Origin of the sequence: Lysobacter claricitrinus (genome assembly GCF_045866565.1) — a bacterium.
GTDB lineage: Bacteria > Pseudomonadota > Gammaproteobacteria > Xanthomonadales > Xanthomonadaceae > Cognatilysobacter > Cognatilysobacter claricitrinus.
Genome location: NZ_BAAFZV010000002.1, coordinates 849,085 through 872,510, shown reverse-complemented (window position 1 = coordinate 872,510; position 23,426 = coordinate 849,085). Strand labels below are relative to the sequence as shown.

Below are 23,426 nucleotides of genomic sequence, written 5' to 3'. Positions count from 1 at the left end.
ACGTGGTCGTGGCGCCACCCCGGTGGCACCTCTTGCGTCTAACATAATAGGCATTATGCGAAGTGTTGTACGGGTGGGCGTCGGTCCTGCCCCCAAGGCCAATGGCGTCCCACGGCGGCCCGTGCCACTACGACGTTCCCGCCCTAAGGCTCTGCGCGTCGTTGCTCTCCGGTTGGCGGGCGTGGCTTCCGTCAATGCCCACCTTCGGTAGCCGACCCGTCTAGCCCGGTCGTCGACATCGGAGCCGGTTGTCGTGTCCAGTCCGCTGCAAACGGTTCTCGGTGGCTTGTGCTTCGGCTATCCGTACGTGGCGACCTGGTACTGGGTCGTCGGCGGCCTGCTGTTCCATCTGCTGCGCGAACGCGCCGAGCCGCCTTACGACCAGCCACCGATGCTGGCGAACCATCCGCCGGTGTCGATCCTGGTGCCGTGCCACAACGAGGCGCGCCAGCTCGACGAAACCTTCGCCGCGCTCAAGAAGATCGACTACCCGGACTTCGAGATCGTCGCGATCAACGACGGGTCGACCGACGCCACGGCCACGATGCTCGATGCGTTCGCGGCCAGCCACCAACGACTCCGGGTCATCCATCTCGCCCGGAACGCCGGCAAGGCGATGGCGTTGAACGTCGGTGCGCTCGCCGCGCGACACGAACTCCTCGTCTGCATCGACGGCGACACCCTGCTCGACGCGCATGCGGTTACCTGGTTCGTGCGCCGCTTCCAGAACGATGCGCAGATCGGCGCGCTGACCGGCAATCCACGCATCCGCAACCGCACCAGCCTGATCGGACGCCTTCAGGTCGGCGAGTTCTCCGGCATCGTCGGCCTGATCAAGCGTGCGCAGAACATCTACGGCGGCCTGTTCACCGTGTCCGGTGCGGTCTGCGCGTTCCGCAAGCGTGCGCTGCACGACGCGGGCTGGTGGACGCATCGCACGCTCACTGACGATGTCGACGTGACGTGGCGTGTGCAACTCGCGGGCTGGCGCGCTGCATTCGAGCCGAAAGCGCTGGCGTGGATACTGACGCCGGAAACCTTGCGTGGCCTGTGGCAGCAGCGCCTGCGATGGAGCGAAGGTGGCAGCCGCGTGGCGCTCGATTCCGCCCGATACGTCTGGCACGGCAAGGGCCTGCGCATGTTGCCGATCTGGCTCAACTGGCTCGTGGCCCAAGCGTGGGCCTACACCATTGGGCTCATGCTCGTGGCCGGTGCGTTGCATCGCATCGGCATCGACTTCGGCTTCGGTCTCAAGGGGCTCGGCTGGCTGCCGCATACGGCCGGCCTTCTACTCGCGGTGCACTACCTGACCCAGGCACTGGTGGCTGCCGGGCTCGACCGACGTTACGAACCCCGGGCACTGCGGTCGGTGTTCTGGGTCGTCTGGTATCCGGTCGTGTTCTGGATGCTGCAGGCGACGACGGCGATGGTCGGCCTGCCCCGCGCGATCCTCCGCCGCGACAGCGGCCGGTGGACCAGCCCCGACCGTGGCTACGTCGAATGAGGTGGCCGCCGCTCATCGACGAAGGTCGCGTTCCGCGCTGGGTCGTGGTGCGCGACATCGCGGTCACGCTCGCGGCCTGGTGCGTGCTGATCGCGTTGGCCGACGATCTGATCGTCATGTCGCACTACTGGCTTGCGGTCGTGTTCGGTCGCGTGCCGCCGACGCCGCCGTGGCCCGCGCGAACGCTCCTGCTCCACTTGACCCCATTTCTGTACGCCGCCCTCGTCCTCATCGCGTGGCTCCTGCTCTTCGCGATCCTGAAGTGGCGGCGCCTCGTCAGGGTGGGCCCTTCCCGGCGCTCGCCGCCACCGGTGGACACGGACGAACACGGGCGGCTGTTCGGCCTGGATGCGACGCAACGTGCAACGCTCCTGTCATCGAATGTGGTGACGGTGACGATGCAGGGGCGCGCCGTCGTCGGCATCGTCGTGGCCGCGGACAGCGTCGCACGACCGCGCGGCTAGGCGCACCGGTCGCATCACGGCGTGACATGCACGCCGCATACGTGCCCCTTCGGGCAACCCGGCATGACACCAGAGCCAATAGGCGCGAGCGACCGCGCGCCCTACCGTTTCGCCTGCGACGCCAGCGCCTGCCGTGTTCGCGCGCACGTCCGCTCCACGAGCACCCATGAGGCCCACGATGAACGATGTCGCACACACCGACGCTAGCGGCTTGTCGCATGTCTTCTCAGCAGCCCTGAACCGCGCGGATCAGTGGCGCGAGCTCAACGCCGTCGCCCGCGCATGGGCTGACCAGCGCAGTGCTGGCGAGCACCACGAGCGGTATCGCACGCAGTGCCGCACCCTGCTCGCCCGCATCACGCGGCTCGAATTCTGCTGGGCATATCCGGGCACGCGACTGTTGTCGTCGCTCGATTCCGCGCTGGACGGTGGCGATGCGATGACATTCGCGCGCCTGGTGCAGCGCATCTCGTCGACGCTGCTATCCGGTGATTTCCGTCGCGACGAACAGGCGTGGGATCCGAACAACGAAGGCGACGGCACGTTGCTCGACAGCGCGCCACCCGACGTCGTAGGCGCGCAGATCCGTCCGTATTTCGAAGTGCTGATCGTGACGCCGACGGACGCGGCGACATGGCCGCGCGCCGCCGAGGAGATGCGCCGACTGCGTCGCCCGGACGACGCATTCCAGTACACGACGGTGCACGTCGGAAGCTTCGAAGACGCCGCGCTTGCCGCGATGGTCAATTCGAACATCCAGAGCGTGATCCTCGTCGACGGCTTCCAGTACGCGTCCAAGCACCAAGTGCCCGACCTCAAGGCATACCTCGGCCGCCATATCGACGTCGAACAAGGCACGGCCGCGCCCGGTGCACTGGCGACGCGCCTTGCGCGCGGGCTGCGCAACTTCCGTCCCGAGCTCGACCTGTTCCTGCTCACCGATCGATCGCCGGAACTGCTCGCCGGCAGCGACGAAGTCGCGCCGATCCGGCGCGTGTTCCATCACGTCGAAGAGCCGATGGAACTGCACCTGGCTATCCTCGATGGCATCAAGGACCGTTACGAGACGCCCTACTTCGACAACCTGAAGAAGTACGCGACGCGCCCGATCGGCACCTTCCATGCATTGCCCATCGCACGCGGCAAGTCGGTGTTCGGATCGAACTGGATCCGCGACATGGGCCACTTCTACGGCACCAACATCCTGTTCGCCGAGTCGTCGGCCACCACCGGCGGCCTCGACAGCCTGCTGGAGCCTACCGGCAACATCAAGAAGATGATGGAGGCGACGGCGCGTGCGTTCGGCGCCAAGCGCGCGTATCTCGGCACCAACGGCACATCGACATCCAACAAGATCGTGGTGCAGGCGATCTGCAAGCCGGGCGACATCGTGATCGTCGACCGCAACTGCCACAAGTCGCACCACTACGGCTTCGTGCTCAGCGGCGCGCAGCCCTACTACGTCGAAGCGTTTCCCCTGACGCAGTATTCGATGTACGGGGCGGTGCCGCTGCGCACGATCAAGAAGGCGCTGCTGGACTGCAAGGCGGAAGGCAAGCTCGACCGCGTCAAGGTCATCGACATGACCAACTGCACGTTCGACGGCCACATGTACAACCCCAAGCGCGTGATGGAGGAATGCCTCGCCATCAAGCCCGACCTGGTGTTCCTGTGGGACGAAGCGTGGTTCGGCTTCGCGCGGTTCAGCCCGTTCCACCGTCGCCGCACCGCGATGGGCGCCGCTGCGGCGCTGTCGGAGAAATACCGCAGCGAGGCCTACCGGGAGGAGTACAAGGCCTGGGCGGCGAAGCATGCGGATCTCAGCGACGGGGAGCTGTTGGAAGCGCACTGCCTGCCCGACCCGGACAAGGTCCGCATCCGCGCCTACCAGACGAACTCGACGCACAAGTCGATGTCGGCATTCCGCCAGGGCTCGATGATGCTGGTGTGGGACGACGACTTCCACAAGGTCGAAGGTCCGTTCGAGGAAGCGTTCTTCGCGCATACGTCGACGTCGCCCAACCTGCAGTTGATCGCATCGCTCGATCTCGCGCGTCGGCAGATGGAGCTGGAAGGCTTCGCGCTGACCATGCAGATGACCGACCTCGCGATCCGCCTGCGTCGCACGATCAACACGCATCCGCTCATCTCGAAGTATTTCCGCGTGGCGACGCCGGAAGACATGATCCCGGCGGAGTTCCGCGAATCGGGCATCACCGATTACGGCCCGCCGAACGCCTCGTGGTCCGACACGCTGGAAGCGTGGGACAACGACGAGTTCGCGCTCGATCCGACGCGCCTCACGGTCATCTGCGGCGCGGCGGGGTTCGACGGCACCCAGTTCAAGGGCATGCTGGCCGAGCGCTTCGACATCCAGATCAACAAGACGTCGCGCAACAGCATCCTGGTGCAGACCAACATCAACAACACGCACAGCGATGCGGCGTTGCTGATCAAGGCGCTGGCGGATCTCTCGCGCGAGATCGACGCACGCCTGGCCGACAGCGGCGAATCCGGCCAGCAGCAGTTCGACGCACGCGTCACGTCGCTGATGACGGACGTGCCCGACCTCCCGAACTTCAGCCGGTTCCACGACGTGTTCCGTGACGACGCCAACGCGGCCAGCAACGAAGGCCACATGCGCCCCGCCTTCTTCATGGCCTACGACGAGGACAACTGCGAGTTCGTGCGCCTCAACAGCGACGAGGTCGAACGTCGGTTGAAGGACGGCCCGCAGATGGTGTCGGCGAACTTCGTCATCCCCTACCCGCCCGGCTTCCCGATCATGGTGCCGGGGCAGGTCATCACCGACGACACGATTGCGTTCATGCGCAAGCTCGACGTCAAGGAAATCCACGGCTACCACGCCGCACAGGGCATCAAGTTGCTGAAGCCCGACGTGCTCGCGAAGTGGTCCGCGTCCTCGATGCAGTAAGCACCTCGTCGCTCACGGAGGCCTGCCATGCAAGGGTTCTTTCAGTTCCTCGCCGACAACCCGTACATCCTGCTGTTCCTGACAGTGGGCATGGCGGTACTGGTCGGAAAGTTCTCGGTGAAGGGCTACGGACTCGGCATGGTCGCCGCGGCCGTCGTGGTGGGGGCGGCGCTCGCGACGTGGGCTTCGACCTACGGCGTGAAGCTGCAACTCGACAACTTCGCCAAGTCGCTCTTCTACTACCTCTTCATGTACGGCGTAGGCCTGCGCGTCGGGCCGGCCTTCTTCAACAGCCTGAAGAAGGATGGCATCACGTTCACCATCCTCGCGGTGATCTGCTCGTTCCTCGGCCTTGGCCTGGTCGTGCTGATGGCAGGGCCGGTATTCCATCTGCCGGCCGGCGCCGCCGGTGGCGTACTTGCCGGTTCGCAGACGATGTCCGCCGCGATCGGGACCGCCGAGATGGCCGTCGACCAAGGCGCGTACAAGATCCCCGCCGGCAGCAGCAAGGAAGCGATCTCCGCGATGATCGCGCTGGGTTACGGCGTGACCTACATCTGGGGCACCGTCGGCATCATCCTTGTGTGCAAGTACCTGCCGCGCTGGTGGGGTGTCGATGCACGCGCCGCGGCGAAGCAGTACGAAGCGCAGCACGGCGTCGCCAATGTCGACGACACCGGCCTGACCGGTTATCGCCCGGGTGGCCTTCGCGCGTATCGCGTCGAGAACGCGACCACGGCCGGCCAGAGCATCGCGCAGTTCCGTTCGACATATCCGCAGTACCGCATCGTCAACGTGGTGCGCGGCGACGACGTGCTCGGCGCGTCGCCGGACATCGTGCTGCGCCAGGGCGATGTCATCGCGCTCGGCGGACGCCTGGAAGACCTGACCTCGAACCTTGGCCTCGTCGGTGCGGAGATCCCGGATTCGCGCGCGCTCAACATCGCGCTCGACCAGGCGGAAATCCTCGTCACCGAGAAGTCCATGGACGAGAAGCCGCTGCGCTCGCTGGCGCAGACCGACTTCGCCGGCCAGCTCGGCGTGAGCCGCATCGAACGCAGTGGCGAAGCGATTCCCCTGGGCGCGGACACGCTGATCAAGCGCTTCGACGTGCTGTACGTGACCGGGCTCAAGAGCGCCGTCGAGAAGGCGGGCCAGCTGCTAGGCAAGGTCGCGCGGCAGAGCACGTCGACCGACCTGCTGACGCTGTCGGGCGGCATGGTGCTCGGCCTGCTTGTCGGCAAGATCAACGTGCCGGTGGGTGACTTCTCGGTGGGCCTCGGCAACGCGGGTGGCCTGCTGCTGTCGGGCATCCTGGTGTCGTCGATCGTGTCGCGCCTGCGCTTCTTCGGCAGCACGCCGAACGCCGCGCGCAACATCCTCGAAGACCTCGGGCTGGTCACGTTCATCGCCATCGTCGGCATCAACGCCGGCGCCACGCTGCTCGAGCAGCTCACCGGCGCGATCGCGATCAAGATCTTCCTGGCCGGCTTCGTCGCCAGCACGATTCCGCCCTTCATCACCTGGGCGATCGGCTACCACATCTTCAAGATCAACCCGGCGGTGTTGATGGGCGGCGTGGCGGGTTCGCGCTCGCATTCCGGCCCCGCACGCGAGGCATCGAAGGAGATCGGCAGCAGCGTGCCGTGGGTGGGCTTCCCGGTGGGCTATGCGGTATCGGGCGTGCTCTACACCGTGTTCGGCTACTTCGCGATGGTGCTGTCGCAGTGATCGTCGAGCGGCCGCCGACGGACCGGCCTCGAAAGAAGCCGGTCAAGACGGTGACCTCCGCGCGTGATCGCGTGGAGGTCATGGACGAACGACGCATGAAGCGGGAGGGCCGTCCGCCGACGGCCCGACGCGTCAAAGGGCGACGGGAGGACGCATGACTATGTATACGTACGCCGGTCTGTGCCGATCGATCGGAATCACCCTGGCCGCGATGGGCGCGCTGCAGTCGATGCCCGCGATCGCCGCCGAAGCGCGCGGCGCGGCCGCCACGCACACGAGTGCCGCGCAACTCGATGCGATGACGCTGGCCGCCCAGCCACTCGAACCGCAGGCGAGCGCCGCGACGCCCGGCACGACCGAGCCCGCGATCGAAGAGAACCAGGAGGCGACCGGCGAAGGCCCGCCCTCCTCCACCGAGCAGGGCCAGACGCCGATGTCGGAAAGCTTCGGCCCGAAGACGCACGCCGAATGGGTGCGCGAAACGCGGCGCAAGGCGTTCGAGGACACGAAGGCCGACGTCCAGCTGCGCACCTACTACCTCGACCGCACCAAGTACGACGACAGCGAAATCGGCGCGTGGGCGCTGGGTGGCTCGGCCGGCTTCAAGACCGGCTACTTCCGTGACCATTTCTCGTTCGGCTCGACGATCTACGCGTCTGGCAAGTTGTGGGGGCCGGAAGAAAAGGACGGCACGCTGCTGCTCAAGCCGGGCCAGCACGGCTACGTTGCACTCGGCGAGTTCTACGGCGAATTCCTGTTCACCGAGGACGTCAAGGCCACGGTGGGTGCACGCACCTTCGACACGCCGTACATCAACCGCAACGACAGCCGCATGTCGCCCAACACGTTCACGGCCGCGGTGATCCAGGGCCTGCACGGCGGCGGCGACCTGCCGGAAGTGCGCTGGGGCGCCGGCTACTTCGACGAGATCAAGGAACGCAACGCCGACCATTTCGTGTCGATGGCGCAGGACGCGGGCGCACCGGCGGGCGTGAAGCGTGGCGTGTTCACGACCGGCGCGAACTACAAGTACAAGGGCCTGTCGCTGGGCCTGATCGACTACTACAGCAACGACATCATCAACATCTTCTATACCGAAGGGAAATACGACCTCAAGCTCGCCGACAAGACCAAGCTCACCTTCGCACTGCAGTACTCCGACCAGCAGAGCACGGGCGACAACCTGCTGAAGGGCCGTGATTTCAAGGCGCACCAGTGGGGCGGCAAGGCCGAGTTGGCCTGGAACAATGCACTGTTCACCACCGCGCTCACCAGTGCGCGTGGCGACACCAACATGCAGAACCCGTGGAGCGGTTATCCGGGTTACACGAGCGTGCAGGTCGAGGATTTCAACCGGGACGGCGAGGATGCGTGGATGGTGCGCGCCGGCTACAACTTCGCCAGCGTGAAAGGCCTGAGCATGTACGCGCTGTACGTCAACGGCAGCACGCCTGACGCGCCGGGCCAGTTCTCGAGGCAGGAGTCCGACCTCAACCTGCAGTGGAACGTGCCGGAAGGCGCGCTGAAGGGTCTGATGGTCCGCCTGCGGTATGGCCAGGTGGCGCAGGACGACCCCGCCAGCCAGGACCTGCGCGACCTGCGCGTGATGATCTATTACGACCCGCCGTCGCTCTGACGGCCCGACGCCGTGGTCGCCGTCCCGCGTCATTGCGGATGGGGTGATCGCGGCGTCCTGCATGGCGTCCGCCGTCGCGAATCGGCGGGTGTCCGGCGCCACGGCGGCGACGCACGGTGAATCGCGCAACGACCCTGTTTGGCAGTTGGCGCGACTACCGCGTGCGGTGGCTGCGGCAGGACGTGATCGCCGGCGTTACGACGGCAGCCGTCGTGCTTCCGCAGACGCTCGCCTACGCGGCACTGGCGGGCCTGCCCGCCTACGTCGGCCTGTACACCGCGTTCGTGCCGATGCTCGTCTATGCGTTGTTCGGCACGTCGCGCACATTGAGCGTGAGTAGTAGTGCGACCGTCGCGATGCTGACGGGTTCCGCACTGATCGCGCTCGCGCCGTTCCATACGGGCGAAGCACTGATGCGCGCATCGGCCACGCTTACGCTGCTGACCGGGGCGATGCTGCTGATCGCAGCAGCGTTGCGTTTCGGCTTCCTCGCAAACTTCATTTCCGCCCCTGTATTGACCGGCTTCCGCGCCGGCATCGCGGTCGTCGTGCTGAGCGAACAGCTGCCGCGCCTTTTCGGGCTGCACCCGCAGGGCGATGGCCGCCTCGAGCAGCTCGTGTCGCTGGTGAGGTCGCTGCCGCAGACGTCGGTGATGACGCTCGTGCTCGGCGCGTCGACAGTCGTCCTGCTCGTCGCGCTTCAGCGCCGGTATCCGCGCCTGCCCGCGCCGCTGCTCGCGGTGGTGCTCAGCACTGCCGCGGTGATCGCGTTCAATCTCGACCGCATGGGCGTGGAGGTGGTCGGACAGGTTCCAAGCGGCCTGCCCTCCATCGTGCTTCCCGACCTGCGCCTCGTCATCGAACTCTGGCCTGCCGCGATGGGAATCGCGCTGATGAGTTTCATCCAGTCGCTCACCGCGGGGCAGGCTGTGGTGAGCGCGGGCGAGCCCTACCCCGCTCCCGATGTCGAACTGCGCGCACTTGGCATTGCGGATGCCGCGGGCGCGTTCTTCGGTTGCATGCCCGCGACGGGCGCCGCCAGCGCGACACTGGTCAACGTTCGCGCCGGTGCGCGTTCGCAGCTCGCCGGGCTGTTCGCGTCGCTGATCGCACTCGGCGCGATGCTGTGGCTCGGGCCGCTGCTTCAGGACGTGCCGAAGGCGACGCTGGCCGCGATAGCCGTGGTGTTCGCCGCCACGCTCATCAACGTCAAGGAGTTCGCCGCGATCCGCGCGGTGCGCCGCACCGAATTCATCTGGGCGCTGGTGGCGCTGGTCGGCGTCGTGGCGATGGGCGCGCTGCGCGGCATCGTCGTCGCGATCATCGTGTCGGTGATGTCGCTTGCCTACCAGGCGTTGCACCCGCGCTTGCACGTACTGCGAAGAAAGCCTGGCACGCGACGCTTCCGCCCGCCGTCGGACCGCAATCCCACCGACGAAGACGTGCCGGGGCTGCTGGTGCTGCGCCCCGAAGGCCGGCTGTTCTTCGGCAATGCCGCATATTTCGGCCAGCTCATCCAACCGCTGCTGGCCCGCAACCGGCCGCGTGTGATCGTGCTCGACCTGCGCGCGGTGTTCGACATCGAATACACCGCGCTGCTCGCGCTCGCCGATGCGGAAGCCAAGCAACGCGCCGCCGGCACCGAGGTGTGGCTGGCGGCGATGAGCCCGGACGTCCTGGAGATCGTGCGGCGCTCGCCGCTGTACGCGCGCTTCGGGGCCGAGCGGATATTCCCGACCGTGGCCGACGCGATAGAAGCCTGGGATGAGCTGCCCGATCAGCACGTGGTACGAGTCGTCGACGAGGACGAATGACGCCAAGTCGACGATCGTGACTTACGGAGGCGGTGCGATCTCGCCTTCGCGACCGAGCCAGCGATACAGCGCGCCACCCGCGACACCGCCGAGGATCGGCACGATCCAGAAGAACGCGAGCTGCGCGAGCGCCGGCCCGCCTACGAACACCGCGACGCCGGTCGAACGCGCCGGATTCACCGAGGTATTCGTGACCGGAATGCTGACCAGGTGGATGAGCGTGAGTGCGAGGCCGATCGCGACCGGCGCCAGTGCTGCGGGCGCGGCCGGCTGCGTCGAACCCATGATCACGATGACGAAGATGGCAGTCAGCACGAACTCGCACAGTGCGGCGGCCGCCATCGAATAGCCGCCGGGCGAGCGGTCGCCATAACCATTCGTGGCGAACGCACCGGCCGCGTCCGGATCGATCGAGAAGCCCGCCTGCCCACTCGCGATCTGGTACAGCACGAAACCTGCGATCAGCGCGCCGAGTGTCTGCGCGATCCAGTACGGCACGAGTTGCGATGCGGGAAAGCGCCCACCCGCCCACAGTCCTGCGCTCACCGCCGGATTGAAGTGGCCGCCGGAAATACGCCCGAACGCGTAGGCGCCGGTCAGCACGGTCAGGCCGAAAGCGAGCGACACGCCGACGAAGGCGATACCGAGCGGGTTGCCGGGGCCGCCGAAATTCGCGGCGAGCACCGCGCTGCCGCAACCGCCGAGAACCAGCCAGAACGTGCCGAGGAATTCAGCGACAAGCTTCTTCGTCATGAGGGCGCTCCTGTCCGGTGAGCGTGGAAAACGGACCTGCCCGGCGGCAGGCCCGGCCCGCCGGCGACGCATCGATGCGCGCGTCGCCGGCGTCGTGTACCGCTAGTTCGACGCCGTTGCGTCGGCCACTTCCGTCCAGCCGCTGTCGGGGTCGAATGCCTTCATGCTTTCGGCGATGCGCGCCGTGTCCTTGCCGAGATCGCGCTGATACACCGTGCCGTCCTGGGCGATGATGAAGGTGGCGACGCCCGTCTTGCCGTACTCCGCCGGCCACGCCACCAGACCGAACCCGCGCACCATGTTGTCCTTGAGCCGGTAGTCGAACGCGCCACCCGGCGCCGACGGACCTTGTGCGGTGAGGATGCGGTAGTGGTAGCCGAGGAAATCGGCCTTGGGCTTGTCATCGCCGAACAGCGGGCCGAGCGGACTTACCTCCTTGCTGTCGTCGTCCGCCCAGTACAGGCCATCGTGTTTGCCGTCGGTGCTGACGATCTTCTGCGCGAACTCGAGCACCTGGTCGCCATCGCGATCCTCGTCCGCGTAGTCGAACTGCGCGATCCGGTACGCACGCGCCGCCTTGATGACGTCCAGCTCGTTGCGCCCGATCGCGCGTGCGCGGATCTCGTCCGCACCGGAGGCGAGGTCGAAGTGCCAGCCATCGGCCTTCTTCACCATCGGGATCGGCAATGTCCAGCCGTCGTCGCCGACCGCCAGTGTCGCGCGGTCGCCCGATGTCTTGAACTCGTGCTTCTGCCGGTACTTCGCGAGGAAGGCATCGACGTCCGCGCGGGTCGGCCCACCCTGCACGGGCACGTAGCCCTTCCAGTTGGGCCCGAGCACCTTGGCGAGCTTGTTGGCGTCGGCCACCGTCGTGCCGAGCGCATCGACGAGCGCCGATCCACCGGCATCCGGCGTGGGGTACGCCTGCTGCGCCCAGGCCATCGGCGAGGCCGCAAGCGCGGCGACAAGAAGCGCGCGCGGCAACAAACGCAATGAAGTTGAGATGTTCATCGACGACGCCCTCCGCCACCACCACGGCCGGCCGGCGGCCGGCTCATCGAACGTGATCCACCGCCACCGCGCGAACCGCCGTAGGACGACGAGCGCGACATCGAGCTGCTCGACCGTCCGCGGTTCGACGCCGCGCTGGTGTCGCGCATGCCGCCGCTCGCGCCGCTGAACGCATCGCCCCGCGACCCGCCATAGCTGCTGCGCGCGGCGTCACGCGACTGCATGTTGTTCTGCCCGCGCTGCTGGAAACTGTCGCGGCTTCCTGGCGGACTGCCCTGCCGGTTCTGCATCGAGCGATCGCTCGACGCCGCACGTGCGCGGTTCTGCGCCTCGGCGTTCGAACGCGCCGGCGAGTCCATGCCGCGTCGATCCATCGACTGCCGCGCCTGGTCGCGCGCCTGCGCACGATCCGGGGTGTCGCCGCGCATGCGGTTGTCGGCCGTCGGTCGCTGACCTTCGAAGCGATCACGCGTTCCCTTGTCGCGGTATGGCGTGCCTTCGCGGTGCGCGGCGTCGTGGCGGAACTTGTTGTCACCGGCCTGGCGTTCGCTTCTACGCGTGTCGCGATTGCCTTGGCGGTCGCCGCGATTGGATTCGCGGTTCACGTTGCGCTCGAAGTTGTTGAAGCGATCGACATCGATGTTGATGTCGCCGCCCCCCCAATTGATGTCGCCCCAGAGCCCGCCAACGATGCCGATGCCGATGCCCCATGCGATGCCTGCCGCGATGCCCGCGCCCGGATACCAGTACGCGCCCGGCGGGTAGTAGTACGGCGGATACGCGCCCCACCCGTAGCCGGGATACGCGTACATCGGGTCGTAGCTCGGCACGTAGATGACATCGGGCTCAGGCGATTCGATGACGATCGTCTGCGCCTGCTGCTCGACCTTCTGGTGCTCGTTCGACGTGAGGTTTCCGGACTTCTGCGCGGCGGCGCGCAGGCGCTGCACGGAGTCCATCACCTGCTCGGAGTTGGCGAGGAATGCATCGCCGAGGCGCGTCACCCAGTTGCTGTCCTGTCCGAGCGACGCCAGCACCTGCGGGAACGCGACCAGTGCCTGCACGCTCGGGTCCCAGGGTTTGTCGGCGACCTGCTTCACCGCGGCGTCGCCCTGCAACTTCGGATTGGCCTTGGACCACGCAGCCGCGTCCATCACCTCGCCGGGATAGGTTGAAGCCATCAGCACCTGCGCGAGCAGGGAATCGGGATACAGCGCGATCGGCGCGAGCATCTGATCGAGTTCGCCGCTGGAAAACACGGCGCTGCCCGAACTCGCGCTCGCGGACGACGCCTGCGGCGCAGCCACCGCGAAGCCACCGGGCATCGAGGCGAGGAGCACGCAGGCGAAGGCCACTGCGGTCGCGACCCCGGATCGGCGGGGTCGGTCGTAATCACGAGGGGCGTTCATGACGTATGACTCCTGGAGTTTGGCGGGAGGCCGCAGCACTCGCCGGACCGCGGCCTTGCAGTGCCACGGAGACACGAACTCGCACGACCGCGCATGCGGTCGCGCCGGCACGGCGGCGTTTCAGCCCGGATGCGTGCCATCACCCGTCTCCGCAGTCGCGCGCAGGCCCACCAGCCGTGCCACCAGCACGGCGAGATAGAACTGCCCGACGATCGCTTCGAATACCGCCAGCCCGCGCGCGATCGGCGTGATCGGCGTGATGTCGCCGTAGCCGAGTGTCGCGAGGGTGACGAAGCTGAAATAGATGCCGTCGTTGAGCGACATGCCGTCCGCGAACGGCTGGCCCGCGACCAGCAGCGAATGGGGCATGCCGCGTTCGACGGCGACGTAGATTGCGCCCCAGAACACGCCCACCAGCAGGTAGGCGCTGAGCGCGGCCATCAGGTGATCGGAATCGACCGGAAGGCTGGTGAGCGCGTAGTTCAACGCGCGATAGGCCGCGGCAAGCGCGATCACGCCCCACAGCACGTAGCTCATCGACTCCGCATCGCCGCCGAGCAGGCCCGATGGCAGGTGGCGCAGCACCACGGCTGCCACGACCAACGCGACCGTCAGGCGTCGCGCGTTCGCCGATTGCGCCGGCCACACGGTCGACAGCAGCGTCAGCCCGAGGAACGTGTCGAGCAGCGTCGCGCCGAAGCCGAATTCTTCCGTCAGCGGCCCGATCGCGATCGTCGCCAGCAACATGCCGAACAGAAGCGCGTGGCGGCGTTCGTTCAAGCGGGAGTTGATCGTGGCGAGCAGTCTCACGTTTCACTCCGCCGTGTCCGGTGCGAAATAGAAGACCGACCCGAGGATCAGGTACACCGCGAGCAACTGGACGCCGCGCAGCCAGTCCGAGCGCCCGTCGCGCGCCACGCCGTTCACGATCATCACCGAGAACAGAACGCTGACCACCAGCCCGCCGCCGAACAACAGGCCCATCGGCTGCGGCGCAACGACATAACTCAGCAGCACCAGCAAGGGCGCGATCAGTAACGCGAGCTGCACGCTCGAACCGAGCACGATCGACATCGCCAGGCCCATGCGGTTCGCGCGCGCCATCACCACCGCCGTCGCCCCTTCCGCGGCGATGCCGAGCGCGGCGAGCAGGAACACGCCCGCGAACGCATCCGACAAGCCGAGCGCCTGCGCGGTCGGTTCGATGCCGGCGACCAGAAGCTCGCTCATCCACACCACCGCCAGCGTCGCGATGCCGAGCGTGGTGGCGGCGCGGGCCACTGACTGCGAGGCGTGACCGTGGCCGTGGCCGGCATGATCGTCAGCGACGACCGCGTCGCCATCGTCCTCGAACATCGAGCGATTGGTGACGAGGCTGAATACCGCGTACGCGACGTACACCGCGATCAGCACCACCGAAATCCACACGCTGATCGAGTTCAACGCGGCATCGTCTTCCGGCGCGATTGCCCGGAACGCCGCTGGCATGATCAACGCGATCACCGCGAGCGTGAGCATCGTGGCCTGCGAACTGGCGGCGAGTGCGTTGTAGCGCTGCGATTGCCGGCCGATGCCGCCCGCCAGCATCGACAGGCCGAGCACCATCAGGATGTTGCCGATGATGCCGCCGATCAGCGCGGCCTTGACCATGCCGTAGAGCCCCTTGCGCAACGCCGCGAGCGTGATGATCAACTCCGCGGCGTTGCCGAACGTCGCATTGAGCAGCCCGCCGATGCCCGGACCGAAGCGCTCGGCAAGCGTTCCGGTCGAGTGCGCCATCAACGCGGCGAGCGGAACGATCGATATCGCTGCAGCGACGAAGATCACCATCGGTCTGTCGGGCACGATGAATTCGAGTGCGATCGCCAGCGGTACGAACAGCAGCAGCCATTTCATCGGCGCGCTTCCTTGCTCGCCGATGCGGCGGGAAGCGTCGCCGCAGGTGAATCGTCGAAACTGCCGCCGAGCGCCAGATGCAGGTCGACGCGCTGGTTGAGCCGTTCGCGGCGGATGTGCAGCAGCGTCACCTCGGTCGCGTTCGCGGTGAGCAGGCTCTGCGTCACCGTGCGCATGTCGACCTTGCCGACGCGATACGCCTGGCGTTGCAGGTCGACCACACGGCGGCTGTCGCGTGCCGCGCCAGCCAGAAGCGTCTCGCGCGAGGCGAGGATCTGCTCGCCGTTGAGCGCGTCCTCGGCCTCGTTGAACGCCTTCAGCGCCATGCGCCCGTAGTCGGCGATGGCCTGTTGCTGCTGCGCATTCGCTCCGCGCAACGAGCCCGTCAGATAGCCGCCGGTATACAGCGGAGCGTTCATCATCGCGCTGGCGCTGCGCGTGTTGCGCGGCTCGTCCTCGAAGCCGTTGGTGCTGGATTCCAGGCGCCCGGCGCCAAGCAGGATAGACAGGCTCGGCAGGAACGATGCCTTCGCCTCGCCGACGCGATTGAATGCGGCGGCAACGCGATCCTCGGCGGCGATGATGTCCGGGCGTCGCGACAGCAGGTCGACCGGCAGGCCGATCGCCGGCTCGCTCGACGGGAACGGCGGCAGGTCGTTGCGCGAGGCGATCTGTGCGCCCGGATAGCGACCCAGCAGCGTCTCCAGTGCGCGCAGCGCCTGCGAATGCGCGAGGTCGACCTGACGCGCGGCATCGGCGTAGCTCGCGGCATTGGTGCGCGCGATCAGCACGTCATCCTGGCTGCCGGCGCCGATCGCCTTGCGATGCTCGGCGAGGCCGACCAGCGACTGCGCATCCTTCGCCATCTCCTCCGCCAGAGCTCGCTGGCGCTGCGTCTCCGCGGCGACGAACCAGGTGCGTGCCACCGCGGCGGCGATCGACTGCTGCGCGTAGCGGAGGTCGGCGCTGCTGGCGTCGTGCATCGCGCGTTCGGCGTTGCGTGCGTAACGCAGGCGGCCCCACAGGTCGATCTCCCACGCGAAGCGCACGATCGCGCCCGCCGCCATCGCGATGAAGTCCGACAGCGGCTTGCTGCTGGCGCGTCCGAGGATGCCAATGGCCGGCTTCAACCGGGAGTTCGCGATGTCGACCTGGGCGGCGGCTTCTTCCATGCGCGCGGCGGCGATGCGCAGGTCGGTGTTGTGCGCGATTGCTTCGGCGACGAGTCGATCGAGTTCGGGATCGCCGAAGCTCGCGACCCAGTTATCGCCCACCGTGCCGGCAGGTACGACCGACGAGAAGCGCGACGGCACCGTCGTGTCGCGCAAAGCCTCGCGCTGTATTTCGTCGCGCGGCGGCGGTGGCGACGTCGCGCAGCCCACCGCGAGTGCGACCGCCAGCGTGGCGGCGACTCCGCCGATGCACGATCCCGGAAGTGGGCGGGCGGCCATGGCGGCTCAGTGCAGCTTGAGGACGAGCCAATCGAGCTTGGTCGAAACGCGCAGGATGATGCGCCGCACGATCTGGATCAGCGCGATCTTGTCGGTGTAGATAGCGCCCTGCCCGGCTGCACCCATAGGCAGGAAGGCATGCGCGTCGCGCCCGACCGGCATCAGGCGGACGGCGTAACGCGCCGGACCGGCCGCACCCGTCATCTGCGCGGGCATGCCGGGCACGGGCGCCTGCGACGACGGCGGCACCATGCCGCCCAACGGCAGCTGGCCGGTACCGGATGCCCAGACGATCGAATCGACCTTGCACTTGATGATGCGGTTGGGGAACGTCTTGAGCGTGATCTCCGCCTCGTCGCCCGGCTTGATGTAGCGCAGTTCGTTCTGCGAATACATCGCAATGACCCACTGCTCGTTCTCCACGAACGTCATCACCGGCGCCAGCGGCAGGTTGCTCGCGTACGAGCCCTCGCGCAGCTGCAGGTTCACGATGGTGCCGTCCGCGGGCGCGTAGACGGTGCTCTCCTTGAGCATCCACTGCGCCTTCTGGATCTGCGCGCGCAGCTGCTCGAGCGCGGCACGCGCCTGCGCCACTTCCGACAGCTCGCCCTGCTTGGTCGTCGCCGACAGCTTCTGCTGCACCTGCGACACGTTCGCCGAATTGTTCGCGAGGTCGGCTTCAAGCGCGCGCGCATCGGCCTGTGCCTGCTCGAAGTCGAACGTGGGGCCGGCACCGGTACGCGCGAGGTCATGCGTCTGCCCGACGCGCATCTTGGCCAGCTGCAACTTCGCGTGGATCGACGCCTCGCCCGCACGCGCCGACCGCAACTGCGCGCCGAGCTCGCGCTGGTACGCCTCGGCGCTGGCGAGCTTCGCAACGAGTTCGGGCTCCTGCGCGCGCAGCTGCGCCAAGTCTTCGCGATACGGCGTGGGGTCGACGCTGAAGAGGACGTCGCCCTTCTTGATCGGGCGATTGGCTTCCACCGGCACCGACACCACGCGACCGATCGTGCGCGGAATCACCTGCACGACATAGTTGATGACACGCACGTCCGACGACGACGGCGCGACGATGTTGAGCAACAGGATCAGAAGCGTCAGGCCGATGATCGGGATCGTCACCACGATCACCTGGCTGACGAAATTCCACGGCAGCCATTTGAACTTGAAGAAGATCAGCCAGACGATGCCCGAATAGATCAGCAGCAGGATGATTTCCATTCAGGCGCTCCCGTCCCATCGCGACGATTGCTGCGCGGAAAGCTGCGCCTCGAGCGTAGCGACGCGTTGGCGTAGTGCGATTACGTCCTCTTCGTTATGCGTGGCGCCGCGCGCGTCGTCGATCGGGCTCAGCGCTTCGCCGTGATGCGGCGTCATGTCGACATCGGTGCCGTATGCGAGCTTGTGCATCACCGGCTTGGTGTAGGCCCACAACCACGCGATCGGCCACAGCATCCCGCCGAACACGAGCGACAGCAGGCAGAGCGTCTTGATCGCGGAGAGCTGCGGATGGTGGCGCTTCTCCGCGATCTTCTCCGGCATGATGTGGACGATCCAGAACGCCGCGATCAACACCACCGGCACGATCACCAGTGCGACCCACGCGACGCCATTGGCGAGCGCGTCCAGCGCGTCGCCATGCAAGAACGATGCATGCGCAGCCGGCATCCACGTAGCGACCAACGTCGCGACGATCGTCGCCACGCGCGTGTGCCGGGCCCGTGCCACGCGTCGACGCACCCGACCCGATGCTGGGCGATCGGCGGCTGCGGGCGTAGCGGGCGGCACGCGTGCGAACTGTCGAGTCATCCGGATCGTGTCCAGTGCGTCGGGACCGATCATCCCAGCGGCTTCAGGAGCGCGGAATCGACACTGGGGGTATCCGGCCCTGCCCCTTCGGGCAAGCGTTGCGCGCAGCAAACGCGCGTTTCAACGTGGACGAAGAGCGCGTTGGGAGCGACGCGTCGCGGGCCAGGAGCGCTTCAGTAGCGAGGTGTCTTCGCGCATACGTGCGGAGCGCGAGGCGCCGCGGACTCCTGGCTGCCGCCCCTCCTGCGCGTCGATCCGGCCGTGCGACGAAAGCGGCCGCTCGGCATCCATGACGCGCGCACTCGTCGAGCGGCGCCGTGGTCGCGATCCCGCGACGCGCGGCCGCTTGGCGAGCCGTCCGTGCCCGTGCTTCCGGCGACGGGCCGGCGCAGTACGATCACGATGCCGAACGATCGACAGCCGTGCAGTCGGCGCGACGACGTCGCGCAGCGACCTGCGGTTACGCCATCAGCGTGGCGTCGCGGCGATCAGAGATCGCCCGGGAATGCGCGTGCGACTTCCGCGAACAGGGCGACGATGCGTTCGGACAGTCGATGGCGATCGGCGCCGCTCATGCGCGCGAGCGCGGCGTGTACCGAGTCCGCGCCGTAGGCGATGTCGGCAACCAGCTCTTCGAAGCGGAAGCGCAGGTGCTCGGGCAGGTGCGCGACGGGGTCGAGCGTCGCCAGCACGTCGTGCGCGCGTGCCAGGCGTTCGACCAGCCCGACCTCGTCGCTCAGGGACAGGACGGCGTCGCGGGCGGCTTCGTAGGCGAGTGACATGGTGTGCAGGTTACGCGTTTCGTACGGGCGAAAAAAAACCGCCGGCCCTGGGGCCGGCGGTTTGGAAGCGGATCAGACCGCCGCGTCCTTGAGCTTCTTCAGCGGACGCGCCTTGAGCTTGACGGATGCCGGCTTCGCGGCGAACCACTGCTCTTCCTTCGTGAACGGGTTGATGCCCTTGCGCTTCGGCTTGGCCGGCACATCGACCTTGGTCACCTTGAGCATGCCCGGGAAGGTGAACGTGCCGCAGCCCTTCTTGTGCAGCGAGCCGTGCGCGGCTTCCTCGAGGGCGCCAAGGACAGCGCGGATGTCGCGCGCCGCGAGCTCGGTACGCTCGGAGATGAAGTTGACCAGACCGCTCTTGCCCAGCGGCTCGGTCACCGGCTTGATCTTGGAGGTACCGCTCGCTTTCTTCGTCGCCATGGTTTGCAGATTCCGGGTGGAAGGAATGCGCGTTATCGCGCGACGGCGTCCGGGTTGCAAGAGGTTTTCGTCGTTTATTGCCTGAAAACCCGCCTTTCGGCCAAATTTCCTCGCGCGCGGCAGCTTCGCGGCGTCCGGCGGGCAGGAATGCGCGGCATTCGGCGCGCGTCAAGCAGTCGGGGATCGCCCGTGGTGCGCGTTGCGATGCCACCTCGAGCGCCTGCCGATAGGCATCGGAATGTCCGATGCGGCGGTGTCCGGCCGGTGCCCAATTCGGTCCGTCGCCGGTGCGGAGCAGCGGCATACCGATCGTCCGTGCACGGGCGACGCGACGGACGCCGCCACGCCGGGGCGGCCTCGCCTGCACGACCGCAGCGACGGTCGACGTCCGCCATCTCGCGCCGACCCGCGCGTCATGGCCGGATGCCACAATGCGCGGCCGTCGCAAAGCCTCGGCGCGCCGCGCGCCGCATGGTCACCGGCATGCGCGATACACGCGCTCCTGCAATGCCGACAGCAGATCGTAGTTGCGCGCCAGCCCGGCACGGCGTTCTACGGCGTCCCGGTAGGCGCGTGCATCGGCGCATTCGTCGTGCGTCTGCAACATCGCGACGCTCGTTCGCGGCGTGCGACGCGCCGTGCGGCTTCGCGTCGTCGACCGCGTACGCGGTCGCGGCTCGTCGCTCGCCGGGGCCACCGGGTCCGGCGTCGCGTCCCAGATCTCCGCGGTGCGTTCGCCGCGGGCGCACGGCTCGCTCTGGTAGCGGGCCAGCCCGCCGCGGGTCACGCACTTCTGCACGGTCTGCGCCTGCGCAGCGGTGGCAGCCAGCACCAACATCGCGGCGACTGCTGTCGCCAACATCCTTGTCGTCATCGCCATCCTCCTGTCGTGCAGGCAGGATCGTGTCGCGGCGTCGCGTTCGGAATCGGCCGGTTCCGCAGCGCGGTGTCGGACTTCTCCGAGACGGGCGCGGCCCGACGCGGCATCATAGGCGGCCGCCACGGGAACCCCGCATGCACGACACGCCCCTGCCCGTCCTTGCCGAAGCACGCATCGCCGTCGTCGGCCTGGGCTATGTCGGCCTGCCGCTCGCCACCGCATTCGGGGCCACGCACGACACCGTCGGCTTCGACATCGACGCAGGGCGCATCGACGAGTTGCGCGCCGGCCACGACCGCACCGGCGAAGCCGACGGCGGCGATTTCCAGCGCGCCAGTCGCCTGCGGTTCGAGTCGGACGCCGCTGCACTCGCCGATCGGGATGTTTTCATCATCACCGTTCCGACGCCGGTCGACGAGTTCAAGCGTCCGGATCTCGCGCCGCTCGAGGCCGCGAGCCGCGCCGTTGGCCGCGCGTTGAAGCGCGGTGGCGTCGTCATCTACGAATCGACGGTGTACCCGGGCGCGACCGAAGAAGTCTGCGTGCCGATCCTCGAGCGCGAGTCCGGCCTGCGCTATCGCGAGGATTTCCACGTCGGCTACAGCCCCGAACGCATCAATCCGGGCGACCGTCGCCACAAGCTGCCCGACATCGTCAAGGTGACGTCGGGCTCGAGCGAGGCCGCCGGGCAATTCGTCGACGCGCTGTATCGCGCGGTGGTGCCGGCCGGCACGCATCTGGCGTCGAGCATCCGCGTGGCGGAAGCGGCGAAGGTCATCGAGAACATCCAGCGCGACGTCAACATCGCGCTCGTCAACGAGCTCGCGCTGATCTTCGAGAAACTCGGGCTCGACACACTCGAAGTGCTCGAGGCGGCCGGAACGAAATGGAACTTCCTGCCGTTTCGCCCAGGCCTGGTCGGCGGGCATTGCATCGGCGTCGACCCCTATTACCTGACGCACAAGGCGCAGGGCATCGGCTACCACCCCGAGGTAATCCTCGCCGGCCGGCGCATCAACGACACGATGGGCGAGCATGTCGCGCAGCGCGTGCTGCGGCTGATCGCCGCGAAGGACACACCGCCGCCGCATCCGCGCGTGCTGGTGCTGGGCCTCGCGTTCAAGGAGAACTGCGGCGACCTGCGCAATACGCGGGTGGTCGACATCGTGTCGGAGCTCGCTGCCTACGGTGCGCGCGTGGACGTGCACGATCCGCGCGTCGATGCCGGGGAAGCGCATCGCGAGCACGGGCTGCGCCTCGTCGATAGCCCGAAGGCTGGCGACTACGACGCCGTCGTCCTCGCCGTGCCGCACACGGAGTTCGTGCAGGATGCCGGTGCATCGGTCGTCGCGTTCGGCACGGGCGACGCCGTCATTTTCGACGTCAAGGGCGCCCTGCCCCGCGACCTCGTCCACGGTCGCCTCTGAGGATCCCGCCATGCGCGTGCTCGTGACCGGCGCCGCCGGCTTCATCGGTTCCCACCTCACCAAGCGCCTGATCGAGCGCGGCGACGAGGTGCTGGGCTTCGACGACCTCAACGACTATTACGACCCGCAACTCAAGCGCGATCGTCTTTCGCGGGTCGTGCCGGGCCACGACTTCCGGTTCGTGCACGCCAAGCTCGAGGACCGCGAGGCGATGGATCGCGCGTTCGCCGAGTTCAAGCCGCAACGCGTGGTCAACCTCGCGGCGCAGGCCGGCGTGCGCTACTCGCTCGAGAACCCGCGCGCCTACATCGACAGCAACCTGGTCGGCTTCATCAACGTGCTGGAAGCCTGCCGGCATGGCGGCGTCGAACATCTCGTGTATGCGTCGTCCAGCTCGGTCTACGGCGCGAATCGCGAGCTGCCGTTCGCCGTCGAACACAGCGTCGACCACCCCGTCAGCCTGTACGCCGCGACCAAGAAGGCGAACGAGCTGATGGCGCACACGTACAGCCACCTGTACGCGTTGCCGACGACGGGCCTGCGCTTCTTCACGGTCTACGGTCCCTGGGGCCGCCCGGACATGGCGCTGTTCCTGTTCACGCGGAAGATCCTCGCCGGCGAGCCGATCGACGTGTTCAATCACGGGCGTCACAGCCGCGATTTCACCTATATCGACGACATCGTCGAAGGCGTGATCCGCACGCTCGACACGGTGCCGCAGGCGTCGGACGACGCGTCGCTGCTCGCTTCGCCCGCGATGTCGACTGCGCCGTACCGGGTCTACAACATCGGCAGCCACCGCCCGGTCGAACTGCTGCGCTACATCGAGGTGCTGGAAGACTGCCTGGGCCGGAAGGCCGAGCGTCGCCTCGTGCCGATGCAGCCGGGCGACGTGCCCGATACCTATGCCGACGTCGAAGCGCTGCGTCGCGACACCGGTTATGCGCCGTCGACGCCGGTTGAAACGGGCGTCGCGAAGTTCGTCGAGTGGTACCGCGGGTATTACGGGGTCTGACGCGAATGCGGATCTCGTTCACCAAGGGCAGCGGCAAGTACGACCGGATGACGGTCGATCGGGGCGGCAGCGTCGAAACCATCGACTGCCCGAAGCAGCGCATCATTCCGCACGACATGGTGCATTACGCGGTCGAAAGCGTGCTGCACAAGCGCGGTTTCCTGACGCGCGTGAGCCATGGCGAAGCCGCGAACTTCCGGATGGATGCGGAGCCCGAAAGCGACGGCGTCGAGCGCCTGGTCGAAGTCTTCCAGGGCGACGCGTGGTCGGGCGGGAACAGCGAGCCGGAAGCGATGCTCGACCTCTACCAGGTCACCTGCCGCGCCCGCGAATGCCCGGCACTGGCGGTCACGATCGACGACGTCATCGCCGTGCGCGATCGCATCGCTGAACTCGATGCGCAGTGGCAGGCGCTGCCCGTTGGCGGCTCAGTGACTTTCGAGTTCTAGTCCAGCGACGTAGCGGCGTTTCCTTGCAGGCTTGCAA

20 protein-coding genes are annotated in these 23,426 nt (G+C 67.3%); 9 read left to right on the top strand and 11 right to left on the bottom strand.

The window, feature by feature from the left end; genetic code table 11:
- Positions 1-253: 253 nt before the first annotated feature.
- The 6 genes from pgaC (at position 254) to ACKTTN_RS08845 (ending at position 10,084) form a co-directional block, all read left to right on the top strand.
- Positions 254-1,504, top strand: a complete 1,251-nt coding sequence (gene pgaC, locus ACKTTN_RS08870) for a poly-beta-1,6-N-acetyl-D-glucosamine synthase (RefSeq protein WP_407909488.1) — start codon at positions 254-256, stop codon at positions 1,502-1,504.
- Entirely contained in the window at positions 1,501-1,968 is a 468-nt protein-coding gene (pgaD, locus tag ACKTTN_RS08865) for a poly-beta-1,6-N-acetyl-D-glucosamine biosynthesis protein PgaD (protein WP_407909487.1), read from the top strand. The genes pgaC and pgaD overlap by 4 nt, the downstream gene beginning before the upstream one ends.
- Positions 1,969-2,146: 178 nt before the next feature.
- Positions 2,147-4,903, top strand: a complete 2,757-nt coding sequence (locus tag ACKTTN_RS08860) for an Orn/Lys/Arg family decarboxylase (RefSeq protein WP_407909486.1) — start codon at positions 2,147-2,149, stop codon at positions 4,901-4,903.
- Between the two features lie 27 nt (positions 4,904-4,930).
- Positions 4,931-6,634: an aspartate:alanine exchanger family transporter gene (locus tag ACKTTN_RS08855; RefSeq protein WP_407909485.1), complete on the top strand. Its 1,704-nt coding sequence runs from the start codon at positions 4,931-4,933 to the stop codon at positions 6,632-6,634.
- Positions 6,635-6,788: 154 nt separating this feature from the next.
- Positions 6,789-8,270 (top strand): OprD family outer membrane porin, encoded by a 1,482-nt coding sequence (locus ACKTTN_RS08850; RefSeq protein WP_407909484.1) that lies wholly within the window; start codon positions 6,789-6,791, stop codon positions 8,268-8,270.
- Between the two features lie 116 nt (positions 8,271-8,386).
- On the top strand, positions 8,387-10,084 hold the full coding sequence (locus tag ACKTTN_RS08845; protein WP_407909483.1) for a SulP family inorganic anion transporter: 1,698 nt from the start codon (positions 8,387-8,389) through the stop codon (positions 10,082-10,084).
- 21 nt (positions 10,085-10,105) lie between these two features.
- Here ACKTTN_RS08845 and aqpZ read toward each other — a convergent pair whose 3' ends face one another.
- The 11 genes from aqpZ to ACKTTN_RS08790 form a co-directional block, all read right to left on the bottom strand.
- The gene (gene aqpZ, locus ACKTTN_RS08840) at positions 10,106-10,837 is read right to left on the bottom strand and encodes an aquaporin Z (protein ID WP_407909482.1); all 732 of its coding nucleotides are present in this window, start codon (positions 10,835-10,837) and stop codon (positions 10,106-10,108) included.
- Positions 10,838-10,939: 102 nt separating this feature from the next.
- Positions 10,940-11,848 carry a DUF2950 domain-containing protein gene (locus tag ACKTTN_RS08835; RefSeq protein ID WP_407909481.1) on the bottom strand — a complete coding sequence of 303 codons (909 nt, stop codon included), beginning with the start codon at positions 11,846-11,848 and terminating at the stop codon, positions 10,940-10,942.
- Complete coding sequence (locus tag ACKTTN_RS08830) at positions 11,845-13,257, bottom strand: DUF3300 domain-containing protein (RefSeq protein ID WP_407909480.1); 1,413 nt, start codon at positions 13,255-13,257, stop codon at positions 11,845-11,847. Before ACKTTN_RS08830 ends, ACKTTN_RS08835 begins: the two co-directional genes overlap by 4 nt.
- Before the next feature lie 120 nt (positions 13,258-13,377).
- A complete protein-coding gene (locus tag ACKTTN_RS08825; RefSeq protein WP_407909479.1) occupies positions 13,378-14,067 on the bottom strand; it encodes a potassium channel family protein in 690 nt (229 codons plus the stop codon).
- Positions 14,068-14,070: 3 nt separating this feature from the next.
- Entirely contained in the window at positions 14,071-15,153 is a 1,083-nt protein-coding gene (gene cax / locus ACKTTN_RS08820; RefSeq protein WP_407909478.1) for a calcium/proton exchanger, read from the bottom strand.
- Entirely contained in the window at positions 15,150-16,604 is a 1,455-nt protein-coding gene (locus tag ACKTTN_RS08815) for a TolC family protein (protein WP_407909477.1), read from the bottom strand. The genes cax and ACKTTN_RS08815 overlap by 4 nt, the downstream gene beginning before the upstream one ends.
- A 6-nt stretch (positions 16,605-16,610) precedes the next feature.
- Positions 16,611-17,825 carry an HlyD family secretion protein gene (locus tag ACKTTN_RS08810; protein ID WP_407909476.1) on the bottom strand — a complete coding sequence of 405 codons (1,215 nt, stop codon included), beginning with the start codon at positions 17,823-17,825 and terminating at the stop codon, positions 16,611-16,613.
- The gene (locus ACKTTN_RS08805; protein WP_407909475.1) at positions 17,826-18,308 is read right to left on the bottom strand and encodes a DUF3302 domain-containing protein; all 483 of its coding nucleotides are present in this window, start codon (positions 18,306-18,308) and stop codon (positions 17,826-17,828) included. It lies immediately after the preceding gene.
- 593 nt (positions 18,309-18,901) lie between these two features.
- A complete protein-coding gene (locus tag ACKTTN_RS08800) occupies positions 18,902-19,195 on the bottom strand; it encodes a hypothetical protein (protein WP_407909474.1) in 294 nt (97 codons plus the stop codon).
- A gap of 72 nt (positions 19,196-19,267) precedes the next feature.
- Positions 19,268-19,618: an HU family DNA-binding protein gene (locus tag ACKTTN_RS08795; RefSeq protein WP_407909473.1), complete on the bottom strand. Its 351-nt coding sequence runs from the start codon at positions 19,616-19,618 to the stop codon at positions 19,268-19,270.
- Between the two features lie 475 nt (positions 19,619-20,093).
- Positions 20,094-20,492, bottom strand: coding sequence for a hypothetical protein (locus tag ACKTTN_RS08790; RefSeq protein WP_407909472.1), 399 nt, complete (start codon positions 20,490-20,492; stop codon positions 20,094-20,096).
- Positions 20,493-20,632: 140 nt separating this feature from the next.
- Between ACKTTN_RS08790 and ACKTTN_RS08785 the strand changes: the two genes are divergently transcribed.
- The 3 genes from ACKTTN_RS08785 to ACKTTN_RS08775 are packed head-to-tail and all read left to right on the top strand — an operon-like array spanning position 20,633 to position 23,389.
- Positions 20,633-21,925 carry a nucleotide sugar dehydrogenase gene (locus ACKTTN_RS08785; protein WP_407909471.1) on the top strand — a complete coding sequence of 431 codons (1,293 nt, stop codon included), beginning with the start codon at positions 20,633-20,635 and terminating at the stop codon, positions 21,923-21,925.
- A 10-nt stretch (positions 21,926-21,935) separates the two neighbouring features.
- Positions 21,936-22,940 (top strand): NAD-dependent epimerase, encoded by a 1,005-nt coding sequence (locus ACKTTN_RS08780; RefSeq protein ID WP_407909470.1) that lies wholly within the window; start codon positions 21,936-21,938, stop codon positions 22,938-22,940.
- Positions 22,941-22,945: 5 nt separating this feature from the next.
- Positions 22,946-23,389 (top strand): hypothetical protein, encoded by a 444-nt coding sequence (locus ACKTTN_RS08775; protein WP_407909469.1) that lies wholly within the window; start codon positions 22,946-22,948, stop codon positions 23,387-23,389.
- Positions 23,390-23,426: the final 37 nt, after the last annotated feature.

Excerpts from the sequence above, each read along its gene's own strand:
- ACKTTN_RS08780 (WP_407909470.1), top strand. The coding sequence starts at position 21,936 with ATGCGCGTGCTCGTGACCGGCGCCGCCGGCTTCATCGGTTCCCACCTC.
- ACKTTN_RS08795 (WP_407909473.1), bottom strand. The coding sequence starts at position 19,618 with ATGGCGACGAAGAAAGCGAGCGGTACCTCCAAGATCAAGCCGGTGACC.
- ACKTTN_RS08790 (WP_407909472.1), bottom strand. The coding sequence starts at position 20,492 with ATGACGACAAGGATGTTGGCGACAGCAGTCGCCGCGATGTTGGTGCTG.
- ACKTTN_RS08815 (WP_407909477.1), bottom strand. The coding sequence starts at position 16,604 with ATGGCCGCCCGCCCACTTCCGGGATCGTGCATCGGCGGAGTCGCCGCC.
- ACKTTN_RS08835 (WP_407909481.1), bottom strand. The coding sequence starts at position 11,848 with ATGAACATCTCAACTTCATTGCGTTTGTTGCCGCGCGCGCTTCTTGTC.
- ACKTTN_RS08810 (WP_407909476.1), bottom strand. The coding sequence starts at position 17,825 with ATGGAAATCATCCTGCTGCTGATCTATTCGGGCATCGTCTGGCTGATC.
- ACKTTN_RS08800 (WP_407909474.1), bottom strand. The coding sequence starts at position 19,195 with ATGTCACTCGCCTACGAAGCCGCCCGCGACGCCGTCCTGTCCCTGAGC.
- ACKTTN_RS08850 (WP_407909484.1), top strand. The coding sequence starts at position 6,789 with ATGACTATGTATACGTACGCCGGTCTGTGCCGATCGATCGGAATCACC.
- ACKTTN_RS08855 (WP_407909485.1), top strand. The coding sequence starts at position 4,931 with ATGCAAGGGTTCTTTCAGTTCCTCGCCGACAACCCGTACATCCTGCTG.
- cax (WP_407909478.1), bottom strand. The coding sequence starts at position 15,153 with ATGAAATGGCTGCTGCTGTTCGTACCGCTGGCGATCGCACTCGAATTC.
- aqpZ (WP_407909482.1), bottom strand. The coding sequence starts at position 10,837 with ATGACGAAGAAGCTTGTCGCTGAATTCCTCGGCACGTTCTGGCTGGTT.
- ACKTTN_RS08860 (WP_407909486.1), top strand. The coding sequence starts at position 2,147 with ATGAACGATGTCGCACACACCGACGCTAGCGGCTTGTCGCATGTCTTC.
- ACKTTN_RS08785 (WP_407909471.1), top strand. The coding sequence starts at position 20,633 with ATGCACGACACGCCCCTGCCCGTCCTTGCCGAAGCACGCATCGCCGTC.
- pgaD (WP_407909487.1), top strand. The coding sequence starts at position 1,501 with ATGAGGTGGCCGCCGCTCATCGACGAAGGTCGCGTTCCGCGCTGGGTC.
- ACKTTN_RS08775 (WP_407909469.1), top strand. The coding sequence starts at position 22,946 with ATGCGGATCTCGTTCACCAAGGGCAGCGGCAAGTACGACCGGATGACG.
- ACKTTN_RS08830 (WP_407909480.1), bottom strand. The coding sequence starts at position 13,257 with ATGAACGCCCCTCGTGATTACGACCGACCCCGCCGATCCGGGGTCGCG.